Annotated in this window: 6 protein-coding genes; 5 read left to right on the top strand and 1 reads right to left on the bottom strand. The window is 54.9% G+C overall.

Annotated elements, in window-relative coordinates:
• Positions 1-8 precede the first annotated feature (8 nt).
• The gene (locus ABEA92_RS23210) at positions 9-3,416 is read right to left on the bottom strand and encodes a DUF1583 domain-containing protein (protein ID WP_345686695.1); all 3,408 of its coding nucleotides are present in this window, start codon (positions 3,414-3,416) and stop codon (positions 9-11) included.
• A gap of 324 nt (positions 3,417-3,740) precedes the next feature.
• Between ABEA92_RS23210 and ABEA92_RS23215 the strand changes: the two genes are divergently transcribed.
• The 5 genes from ABEA92_RS23215 to ABEA92_RS23235 all read left to right on the top strand — a co-directional run bounded on the left by ABEA92_RS23215 (position 3,741) and on the right by ABEA92_RS23235 (position 11,329).
• Positions 3,741-4,469, top strand: a complete 729-nt coding sequence (locus ABEA92_RS23215; RefSeq protein ID WP_345686697.1) for an RNA polymerase sigma factor — start codon at positions 3,741-3,743, stop codon at positions 4,467-4,469.
• Between the two features lie 72 nt (positions 4,470-4,541).
• A complete protein-coding gene (locus ABEA92_RS23220) occupies positions 4,542-7,145 on the top strand; it encodes a DUF1549 and DUF1553 domain-containing protein (RefSeq protein WP_345686699.1) in 2,604 nt (867 codons plus the stop codon).
• 43 nt (positions 7,146-7,188) lie between these two features.
• Complete coding sequence (locus ABEA92_RS23225) at positions 7,189-8,520, top strand: DUF1501 domain-containing protein (RefSeq protein ID WP_345686701.1); 1,332 nt, start codon at positions 7,189-7,191, stop codon at positions 8,518-8,520.
• Entirely contained in the window at positions 8,517-10,205 is a 1,689-nt protein-coding gene (locus tag ABEA92_RS23230) for an EF-hand domain-containing protein (RefSeq protein ID WP_345686703.1), read from the top strand. Before ABEA92_RS23225 ends, ABEA92_RS23230 begins: the two co-directional genes overlap by 4 nt.
• Positions 10,206-10,261: 56 nt before the next feature.
• Positions 10,262-11,329, top strand: a complete 1,068-nt coding sequence (locus ABEA92_RS23235) for an AAA family ATPase (protein WP_345686745.1) — start codon at positions 10,262-10,264, stop codon at positions 11,327-11,329.
• The last annotated feature ends 197 nt before the right edge of the window (positions 11,330-11,526 follow it).

The raw sequence follows: 11,526 nt of genomic DNA on the forward strand, positions 1-11,526 counted from the left end.
ATAGCATGTCAAGGTTGCGGCTGCGAATTTTTCAGGTAATTAAAAATGGATCGTGGCGGGGCGGGGGCGGCGTGAATTCGTAGCCGCTCCCACGACGCAATCGCCCGGCGTCGCTCGCGTCCGGCATTGACCCAAAGGTTGACGGAGGTTGCATTCAGACTGCGTCTCAACGGATAGCTTGCGATGATTTTCGCTTCCGCCGATTCCTCTTCGGAATACATGAAATAGAGTACGTGATCATGTTGCACGATGCGGAATTTGTCAGGCATCGTGACAGGAATCGAATGCATCACTCGGTAGACCGTCACTCCACCAGGCGAACGAGCAACGACCCGGGGACGCAGCATGAATTTTCTGTCCGATTGATGGCGAAGAATGATCGTGGCTTCATTGATAGATAACTCGTCAGGATCCCGTTCGCTGGATTGCAGATTTTCGAGTCCGATCTGTAACACGATTTCACTGGACGCTTCTTCAGGATAACCGCGATCGAGTTGCAGAATGCGAAAGTCGACTTCGACATCAAACTCGGGTTCCAGCGCGATCTTCTTCATCAACCCGGTACGCTTCAGAGAAGCATCACCTTGCACCGAGACCGTCGCACCTCGAGCGTCCGAGATGACGGTTCCAATCGTCGAGGGGACTTGCGCGACACCGGCGTCGGCAAGAGTCTGCTTGGTGAAATCCACTGTCGCCGAGGTCATTGTTTCCCGATGTGAGTCTAGCATCGATAGCGTTTTCGCTTGGTCAGCTACCGTCATCAAATCAATCTTGTCGGCCCGGATTTCGAGCTTGGTCCAGTTGACACTCATGTCCAAGCCTTTGCCGACATCCGTGATCAATTGCAGCCCTTGGGCACCAAGCTTCCCCGGTGGGATCGTGACTGACGAGACGAGGCGAAATACGGACGAATCTTCTTGGGCATGCAGCCCATAGACTGTATTTCCGCGTCGTAGAATGCGAAGTCTGCCCGACGTCGATTCATCTACGACATTGGCGCCGCCCGTCCAAACAACCTGGCGTCCGGCGTTTGTTTCTTTATGCCCAAATCCCAAATATTGATGCCCATGCATCCGATCACGCCGCCGATTGATAGCACAACGATCGAAGGTCGGGTTTTCGAGCCGCACCGCAATCCCAATTCCGCAATGCCAACTTAGCGGTCCTGTTGAGATTTTGAGGTCCTTGTAATCGGCGATCACATCAAAATCACCCTCGATGATTCCGCAAACATTCATCGTTCGGACGCCGTACTCGGAAGAGTGAACCATTTGCACTCCGTCGATCAGCTCGGTAACGAAGGAGGTGTCGCCTTCGAAATCAAACAGGTTCGCCGGGATCCCGTCACGGAAGTAATGAACCAGCTGGGCTGGCAATGCCGCCGCCTCTTGATTCAACTGGTTGATCTGGGCGGACGCCAACGGTTGCTGTTCCAACTCAGCCAAGCCTTGGGGCCAATCGCCAGTGAGTCGTAGGTTTCGTACGACCGCACGAGTTTGATCACGATAACGGAACATTCCAAATTTCCGTGACTCTGTCGCCGAGAGTTCCCAATGGCCGACTTGATTGCCATTGAGCATCAACGTCACTCGGTTCTCGCGGATTTGCAGTTCCGCTGAGTTCCAGCCCTCCTCTAATTCCGGCACGCGCGACGACTGCGGATGCTGCATATCAAGCTCCGATAGGTTGTCCGGCCGCAATTGCGATCGATCAAATCTGCCGTCGGTCAGTTCGTGCAAGCGAACGCCGCCGGGAGTGATCAAGAACACGGTTCGGCCCAACGCCGGATGTACCCCGATTCCGTTGGGATGGTATTGGAACTCGTAGGCAATGTTGGCATCCCAGCAAAGTGGGCGGACGTATCGAATCAGGTCTTCGTGGTAGCTGTGACGCACGCCGCTTACGGGGGTGCTAATCAGTTCAATGGATTGATCGTCGCCGAGATTTGTTTTCCACTGACCAAGACCATCACCAAGATCCGGTTCGTAGTAGCTAGCCCAACCGCTAAGCGTTGCATCGGCCAGCAGATCGATCGATTTGGGGACCTGTGGCTTGCCGGTCAGATGCAAATTATGGATTTCGGACGCAGTGCCTCGCCAACTTCGCAGCACAACCCACGGTGTCGATGAACGCTTGTCGTCGGTCTGAAGAACGCGGCGTCCGTTGAAAAAGTGATTAGCGGTCCCGCCACCTACCACCGCTCTTAAATGGCTAGTCGATTCAATCTGTTCGAGTTTCGCATCGAGCGCGATCTCGCGGTTGCCTTTGGACATCGCAGCAACGGCCACGTGCGTTCCACCGTGAATCGGTGTGACGGCAGTTCCTTGAACCATCAATTCGGTAAACGAGCCAGCGTGAGTGCTGATTTCGGCATTGACTCCGAAATCTCCGGCAAGCGGCCCGCGGTAAGCTAAGCAATCAATTTCGTGTCCCGAGATTTTTCGTGCCCCGTCCGGTCCGATGTGAAATCGGGTCAGTGGACGAGCGGCCGCATGCGACTCAGCATCGGAACGACTAAAGACGTCGTACAGCGATTTTGCAGATGCGACGGAGTGCGGCGGGTGATTGTGCTTCGCTAGAAGCTCGACTTCGGCACAACGTCCGTCCAACAGTCGCAAGTAGTCATTGATCACATCCAGTTCTCGTTCCGAACTGTATTCGCTCAGATCCGCATAGACTCCGAACAAATCCTGCGTAACGAGGTGCGAAGTCAGCGGGTTTGCCGCAGCGGACCAAAGCATCAGCAAGTCAAGCCACCGCTGCGTCGCTGATGCGGCGTGGTGCGAAGTACGTTGCCAACCAAAACGATCTTCTAGCCGGTCCGTCACCGCATCGACGTTACCTAATTCGATTTCGATCAAGCTCAGCAGGATTGCCTGTTCCGCCGCTTGTTCCGGTGACGTCGGCGTGATGCGTTCGGTTTGCCGTAGTAAGTCATCTAATTGACCGAGCTGCGATGCCGTTTGGATCAAATCACGTGCAGGGGAAAACAACCAAGCCGATTCGGGACAAGCGTTCAATTCGACCAAGCTGTCGCCAGCGGCTTCATCTTGCCCCATTCTCGTTGATGACCGCTGAAACGCACCGCGAAGCCGGAATCCGTGCCCTTGACCTGGCAACACCCAGCGGGAAAGTGCTTCAAAACGCTCGGGAAGTGCCAAATTGCTTGTCTGTTGGCAAACGGTCACCGCGTTTTGTTGCAAAAGCGGCTCGCCAAACAAATGGCAAAGTACGGCGGCGTCACTTGATGAATCGTTGTCCACCCGCTGATCGATCCCCGAATCGGCGGCCGAGCCAGGGACGCCAGGAGCAAATAACAGGATTACCGCTAGCGAGCGAACGATGCCAACAAATCGATGCTGGATTCGTCGGTTTCGCCCACTCTGCATGATCATTGCCGCGGCTGAATAACGCATCGTCGAAGGCTTTTTCCTATACTGAAGCGTGCATATGGGGGTGAGGGCACGTTTTCACTGTTGCAGAACAACTTCATTGTTGCAGAACAACCGAACGCGTTGGGATACCGTGACAACAAAAAGTCCACTCAATCGAAATGCTCTATAGAAAAGTCGCATGAAGGCTAATTTTCACGCGTAAAAATTTGCGACCGGACAGGATTTTTCACGGCCGGAAACAATTTGGAACAATTTCGAGTTTTCGTCCGCGTGATTGTTTGTTCTCAAGCGACTAACACCTCACACACGGTACGATTGCGTGGTTGATGACCACGATTCGCGAGGGTGATTTTGGACAACGCTGAATTTATTGACGGATTGCGAAGGCACGATCCCGTCGCTGCGAGGCACTTGAATGAGTGTTTCGTGCCGTCGGTGTGGCGATTCGTGTACGCTCGCGTTGACCGTGATACGCACCTCGCCGAAGACATTGTAGCCGAGTCGGTGTTGGCACTCGTAGCCGCCGCCGCAAGTGAAACCAAAATCGATCATCCGGCCGCCTGGATGCGAACGGTTGCACTGCGACGCATTCAAGATCATTTTCGCGCCGCGGCGCGCGTGCAGCACTTAATCGAACAAGCACAACAGCAAACGCAAGTCATTGATGAACAAGACCCTGCAGCAAAGCACGATCAAAAACTAAAGCGTCAAAACGTGCGTCAGGCGATGGACGATCTTCCCGAGACTTATCGGTTGGTGCTGGAATGGAAGTATGTCGATCAAGCCAGCGTGAAATTGATTGCGAATCGACTTGGCGCTACGGAGAAAAGTGCGGAATCGGTGCTCTATCGAGCACGGCAAGCACTGCGGAATCAACTGAACAAACACCACTTCGATCCTCCGCAATCTGCCGCCGCAACGATGCCACAAAACACGATGCCACAAAATACGGGCGGATCGCCTGCAAAAGGTGACACTGCCAACCCGACCAAACCATCCAGCGGCGAATCGGAATCTTCCCTGCAAAAAGGCCGGCCTCCCGTTTTTCAACCGCGTCTCGCCCGCGAATCCTGAGGCGGATGGTCCAGTCGCCAATAGCAAACGACAGCGGATCCAGTCGCGACTCCGAAGAAGTGCGTAATCATTATGACTCACGACCCAACATCGAGCCAATCGCCTGAGGACCTTGGGCAGATCGACGGCGACAATTTGTCGGCCGATGACGATAGCGGTTTTGCCGTGATGTTGTCCGACGCGTTTGACGCCCCGCCGGTGCCGAAAACATTGGTTCAGCGTTTGGACGAGGGAATTGCGGCTCAGTGGGGCGAGTCACCTGAACTGATTCCCTCGCGACTCGGCGGCGCCGTCGCCACGGCTCGCAGCGGAACGCGTTGGTTTCGTACGTGGCCTCTTGCTGCGGCAGTGGCTGCGACATTCATGATCGCGTTTGCGCTCAGCTCTGGCTCCAGCAACCATGCTTGGGCAGCGGTCGTCGACGCGATCAAGCGTCAGGGGTTGATGCAGATCGTGGCTGCCGATGGTCTGCGTTGGCTCGATCTTTCCAATCTTGTCGTGGGTCGTCAAACCGAATCAAAAACTCAATGGGTTGACCTGCGCAAACGGGAAGTACTGACACGTTTGGCCGACTCGAATACTTTGTTTCGATCATCGATCGAGATGGAAGTTGGCGATTCGGCTGCAGATCTATTGCTCGCCGCCTTCCTGCTGGACCGCCCCTTATCCTCCGAAACACTCGCTCAGTTCCGCGGTATGACGGTGATCGATCAAGAGTGGAAAGAGCGAACGGTCGACGGACAGGACATTATCGATCTGCACGTCCGCTTCAAAACGGTGTCGGATCAGCCGATTTCGCTTACGCTTCAATTGGACCCGAAAACTAATTTGCCGCTCGCGGTTCAATCCAAAAGCGGTGATCAAACGCAGCTCACTTCGCTGGCGTATCCGGATCAGTCGTTACCGGATCTACAAATGAGTCAATTTCCAAACGACTTGACGATCGTCAACACGACGACGGAGCCGGCGGATTCGACCGATACATTAGACCACGTCACCTCCGGCAACATGAGCGAAAGCCAACCGCGCGCCAGAGGAGACGCGGTAGACACCGCCGATTCAAAACAGCGGAGCGAGTTGGTGGACACGCTGCCGGTTGGGCCAGCAAAGAAATGGTTGCCTGTCGCCGTCGTTTCCTCGACGGATGCGGAAACACTCGAGCGAATTAACACCATCCTCGAAGAATTGTGGCAGCGTGAAGAGGTTCGTCCCGTCGACATGGCGACCGACCTGGTGTTGTTGCGCCGCGTCTACTTGGACCTTGCCGGCCGCACGCCAAGTGTGACCGAGGTACGACAATTTCTGCAAGATCAGGGATCCGATCGTTACGAGCGATTGGTCGATCAATTATTGAGCAGTCCTGATCATGCTTCCCAATTGGCAGCGGTGTGGCGGTCGTTTTTGATTCCCGAGGGAGTCGATTTGGACGCGTTCGGTGGACGCGAAGCCTTTGAAAAGTGGTTGTCCGATCGCTTTGCCGCACATGAGCCCTACGATCAAATCGTTCGCAAGCTGCTGTTAGCCGAAGGACGGTTGTCACAGTCGGGGCCGTTGTTGTTTTACTCGGCATTGAAATTGGACGCCGATCAATTGGCCGCACGTACGTCGCGGGTGTTTTTGGGGATGCGATTGGAGTGTGCCCAGTGTCACGATCACCCTTTCGAACCGTGGACTCAGGAAGATTTTTGGAGTTACGCGGCCTTTTTTGCCCAGATCTCGCGTCCCAAGGGAGAACTGGAAAATGTGTCGAGCGTGATGCGGGTCAGCGATGTCGATCGCGGCGATGTGATGCTGCCTGAGACGGAAACGATCGTGCCACCGCGATTCTTGGGGCAACCGTTGCCGCCGATCGATGGAACACCAAACGCAGCGTCGGGCAACAAAAACGCGACGGAATCGGCGCGTCGACAACGATTGGCCGCTTGGTTGACCGGACCGAAAAACCCGTATTTCGCACGTGCGACGGTCAACCGCGTTTGGGCTCAATTGCTAGGACGTGGTATCGTCGACCCGGTAGACGATTTTGGTGTCAACAACCCGCCCGTGTCACCGGAGCTGCTCGATACGTTAGCAAGTCAGTTTATTGACGATGGTTTTGACTTGCAAAGCCTGATCCGTTCCATCGTGCTGTCCAAGGCATACCGACTTTCCTCGGGGTCACAGACGGCTGCGAATTCCGACGACGATGCCACCGAAAAACGGCTAGAATTGTTCGCCCAGATGAACGTCAAAACGTTGACCGCTGAACAGCTTTACGATTGCATCTCCGTCGCGACGATGTCGGGACAAAACAATGCCTCATCCAGTTTGGCACGTTTTGGCAACAGTCAGCGTGACATGTTCCTGCAGCAATTCGCAACCCCAGCAGCCAATCGCGCTGAGTATCTGGCGGGAATTCCGCAAGCATTGATGTTGATGAACGGGAGCTTGATATCGGGGGCAACCAGCGAGCAGACGAGCGGTTTGATTCGCTCGCTTGAGGCACCATTCTTTACCGATTCGCAGCGGATCGACGTGTTGTTTATGGCGACGTTGTCACGCCCGGCGACTGAAAAAGAGCGTGAATTGCTGTCCCGATTTATTTCCGAGGACGCTTCACCCTCAGAACGTTCGGCGGGACTCGCCGACGTATTGTGGGCGCTGATCAACAGTGCCGAATTTACGCTCAATCACTAATCCATTGACATTTGACTTGTCGCAAATCCCACAGGGTTCAATCATGTCCCAATCCTATTCACGTCGGCGTATGCTACAGTCGATGGCTGCCGGATTCGGTTCGGTCAGTGCCAGCGGATGGTTTCCCGGATTGGCGCAGGCGTTAGCCAATGATCCGAATCGGCGACGCCACTGTATCTTACTGTGGATGAGCGGTGGTCCGAGTCAAACCGATACGTTTGATATGAAACCCAACCACGAAAACGGTGGCGAGTTCAAAGAGATTCAAACTGCGGTGCCTGGTTTGCGTTTCAGCGAACATCTTCCCAAATTAGCGGCGATGAGTGACAAGTTAGCGGTCATGAGAGGTTTGTCGACGAAGGAAGGTGATCACGGTCGGGGAACGTACCTGATGCGAACGGGTTACAAACCGATGGGGCCAATTCAGTACCCATGTATCGGTTCTTCTTTGGCAAATCAGCTCGCCGAAGAAAAAATGACGCTACCAAGTAATGTCAGCATCGGTACCTACCGTGCGTTCAATCAAGACGCTTTTAGTCCCGGTTTCCTTGGACCACGCTTTGGGCCGCTGTTTGTCGGTGCCAGCGATGTGCCTGGATCGGTCAGCAATGATGGCGACGGGTTTCCAAGCCTAGAGGTACAGTCACTCCGCCGCGCCGACGGGATCGACGAGCAACGGATGCAGCAGCGTTTGAAGATTTGGCAAAGTCTGCAATCCGAGTTTGTCTCGTCACGTACCGCAGGCGCCGCCGGGATGCATCACGAGGTTTATGAAGGCGCGGTGCGATTGATGCACAGCGATGATGCGAAAGCGTTTGATTTATCGCAAGAGCCCAAGAAGCTGCGTGAAGCGTACGGCGCGAACGTCTTTGGTCAAGGCTGTTTGATGGCGCGGCGTTTGATTCAACGCGGTGTGCCGTTTGTCGAAGTCTCGCTGGGAACCAACAGTGGCGGCGTCGGCTGGGACACGCACTCGGACAATTTCCGCGCGGTGGCCAACCTGTCCAAAACGCTCGACGATGGTTGGGGCACTTTGATGCAAGATCTACAGGATCATGGCTTGCTCGAATCGACGACCATTCTTTGGATGGGAGAATTTGGCCGCACGCCGGCGATCAACCCAAGCGCCGGACGTGATCACTTTCCCAACGCGTGGACCAGCGTTTTGGCCGGTGGCGGTATCGCTGGCGGACAAGCGTATGGCAAAACAAGCGAAGACGGTACGAACGTTGTCGATGGCAAGATCGGAGTCCAAGATCTGCTCAGCACGCTCTGTTCGGCACTCGGATTGGGTGGCGCCCCAAGCAATATGTCGCCAAGCGGTCGACCGATCCCCATCTCTGAAGGCTCCGTCATCAAGGAAGTGTTGGCATGATCGGCAGTCACCAAACATGGATTGTGGCCGTTGCCGCAGCATCGATCGCGTTGATCGTATTGGTCAGCGAATCCACAGCAGAAGAATCGCATCGACCGCCTGTCTCTGCAGCCGTGAGATTGCTTTCCGATCGCACTCCCACGCCGATGCCATCGCAGGACGAAATGGTGATGGCAACTGCCGCGCCGGCGGTGGTCACACTTCCAGAGGAACGTTTGCCACAATACCAAACTCGCTATCAGCGACGCGAGTTTTTGTCAGAACAACAAAACGACAACGGCGAAATTCGTTTTCTGTTGTGCATGCCATCGATCGCGACCGAGCCCGCGAACGCCAACCCGCTTGCAACTCCGATCTTGGTGCGTGCCAAAATCATGATCGATGGTGCACCATTCACGGAAACACGTCGGAAAAAGATCGCATCACTGCTTGATTTGCTTGATACCGCAAGCGACGCCGATATCACTGACGAGGCGAAAGTTGAATCTAGCAGTCCGTCGGACGAATCTAGCAGTCCGCTGGACGATGCTGAATCAGCGGACGACTTAGAGAGTGAAACAGAAGAATCTGCTGTGGAATCTCCTGCGGCATTGTCGGCTCCTTATCAATTGACCACCGAATCTGGGGAATGGTTGCGGCGGTATGCCGAGACGACGGGTGAACCGGTCGCCGCCGACGAGGCGGCCTGGCTGATGAATCATTGGACCGATGGACCGACACTATTGTTGTTGCAACCGTACTTTCAAAGCTTTCGTGCAAACGAACAACCGGTCGTTCGTATCCTCGATCGTGATCGCGACGGACGCATCTCTGCCGCAGAGCGTAGCGAAGCGATCGAGGCGTTTCAGAAGTGCGATGCCAATCGAGACGACATTGTCGAAGCCCTTGAAATCGCTGCCGCCGCCCGGCGACCGCTTGCCGATGATGTTGACGACTCGGCCGCCGAGCGACCGTTGTTGCTATTGCTCGCCGATTTACAAGCGATGACGCGAGACAACGCGAGCCTTTATGCAACGATCGCAGCCTTTGACACCGACTCAAACGGCCGAATCGACGACTCGGAAATCAGCGTCCTCGAAAACCACGCTCCGGATATCGATCTGGTCGTTGAGTATTTCACTGCAAACGCAAGTAAGTCGAAATTGACCATTGTCGGCACGTCGGCGGATCTGCAGGCCACTGTCGCGGCGTCGTCGTCGTCCGATGGAGTCGACGTGAACGTGGGTGACACCACCATCCAATTTTCCGCTGTACAGACTTCGCAGTCAGACCAGATCTCACTGGGCGCGGTCGTCGACGGATACCCGCTGCTGCCCATGCTGGATCCCAATGGCGACGGACTCTTTACAATTCGTGAGTTGCGAGTACTCGATGAGCGACTGTCTCGATTTGACGAGGACGGCGACGGTGATTTGTCACCACGGGAAATGCAATCGCCGATTCGTGTTTGTCTGGGATTGGGGACATCGGTGCATGGCGAGCTGGCCGGGCTTCGGCGCATCAATCAACCCAAAGGGACACCGTCTATTTCGGCTCCAGATTGGTTCGTCAGGATGGACCGCAATGGCGACAACGATCTAACGCGTAACGAGTTTCCAGGGTTGGATGAACAGTTCTCAGCTCTTGATGCCGATGCCGACGGACTGATCAGCGCGGCGGAAGCATTACAGTTCAAAGCTCCCTAAACAAATCCCGCAGAATTCAAGCGAATAAGAATATCATGGTAAATCGAATCGACGAAATGACAAAACCGAGTACCAACGGACCGCTCAAAAACAGCAACGAAGAATCGCTCGACGTGGCGGAGGCGGTCGACCAATTGCACCAGCAGTTGACCGCACTTCGCGAACAACTTGCCGGAGTCATCGTTGGACAACACGAAGTAGCTGAGCAATTATTGATCGGAATGCTGTGCCGCGGCCACTGCATTCTTCAAGGGATGCCTGGATTGGCCAAGACGATGTTGGTCGCGACGTTAGCCTCGTTGACCGATCTGACATTTCGCCGCGTGCAATTCACTCCCGATTTGATGCCTGGCGATATCACGGGTACCGAAATTTTGGAAGAGGACCATACAACTGGCAAACGCATCTTCCGTTTCGTCGAAGGCCCCTTGTTCGGGAACGTGATTTTGGCGGACGAGATCAATCGAACGCCGCCCAAGACGCAAAGTGCGTTGCTCGAAGCGATGCAGGAGCGGCAATTGACCGTGTGTGGCCAGACCTACTCGTTGCCCGATCCGTTCTTTGTGTTGGCGACACAGAATCCCGTTGAAACCGAAGGCACCTACCCGTTGCCCGAGGCACAACTGGATCGATTTCTGCTAAAAATTCACGTCGTTTATCCGAGTCGCGATGATGAAATGGAAATCGCTCGCCGGCAAACGACGGACTACAAGTTCGAGACCGTCAAAGTGCTCGATGAACAGCAAATCCACCAGATGCAATCCTTGGTTCGCAGCGTCGTCGTCGCCGATCATGTCTATAACGCGGCACTCGACCTGGTGCGGGGCACGCGTCCCGAGGAGAGAACGATGTCATCGGAGCTACAGAATTTGGTGCAGTGGGGGGCGGGCCCACGTGCGACGATCTCGCTGTTGTTAGCCGCCAAGGCACGGGCACTGCTGAATCGCCGATGTCATGCCACAACCGAAGACCTTGTTGCAGTCGCGCTACCCGTTCTGCGACACCGCGTGATTTTGACCTTCAACGCCGAAGCCGCCGGAGTCGATGCGGATTCGGTGTTAAACAGGATTATCGAACAAACACCTTCGCTGAAACAAAAGAACCAATCGGCAACCAACCGCTAAGGACATCCGGGAAAAAAATGGCGGGCGGTAGTGGACGAGGCAACGAGTCCTGCAGCTTGATTCAGCCCCAAAGGACTCGCTGGCTCGTCCACGACGGTAAATGCCAAAAAAGGACTCGTTGCCTCGTCCACTACGGAAAATGCCAAAAGGGACTCGTCGCCTTGTCCACTACGGTAAATGCCGCCAAAGCGTGGATC

Source organism: Novipirellula caenicola (genome assembly GCF_039545035.1).
GTDB classification, from domain to species: Bacteria; Planctomycetota; Planctomycetia; order Pirellulales; family Pirellulaceae; genus Novipirellula; species Novipirellula caenicola.

What these genes read in the sequence shown, in the direction of transcription:
- ABEA92_RS23220 (WP_345686699.1), top strand. Translation starts at nt 4,542, where the DNA reads ATGACTCACGACCCAACATCGAGCCAATCGCCTGAGGACCTTGGGCAG.
- ABEA92_RS23225 (WP_345686701.1), top strand. Translation starts at nt 7,189, where the DNA reads ATGTCCCAATCCTATTCACGTCGGCGTATGCTACAGTCGATGGCTGCC.
- ABEA92_RS23210 (WP_345686695.1), bottom strand. Translation starts at nt 3,416, where the DNA reads ATGCGTTATTCAGCCGCGGCAATGATCATGCAGAGTGGGCGAAACCGA.
- ABEA92_RS23235 (WP_345686745.1), top strand. Translation starts at nt 10,262, where the DNA reads ATGACAAAACCGAGTACCAACGGACCGCTCAAAAACAGCAACGAAGAA.
- ABEA92_RS23230 (WP_345686703.1), top strand. Translation starts at nt 8,517, where the DNA reads ATGATCGGCAGTCACCAAACATGGATTGTGGCCGTTGCCGCAGCATCG.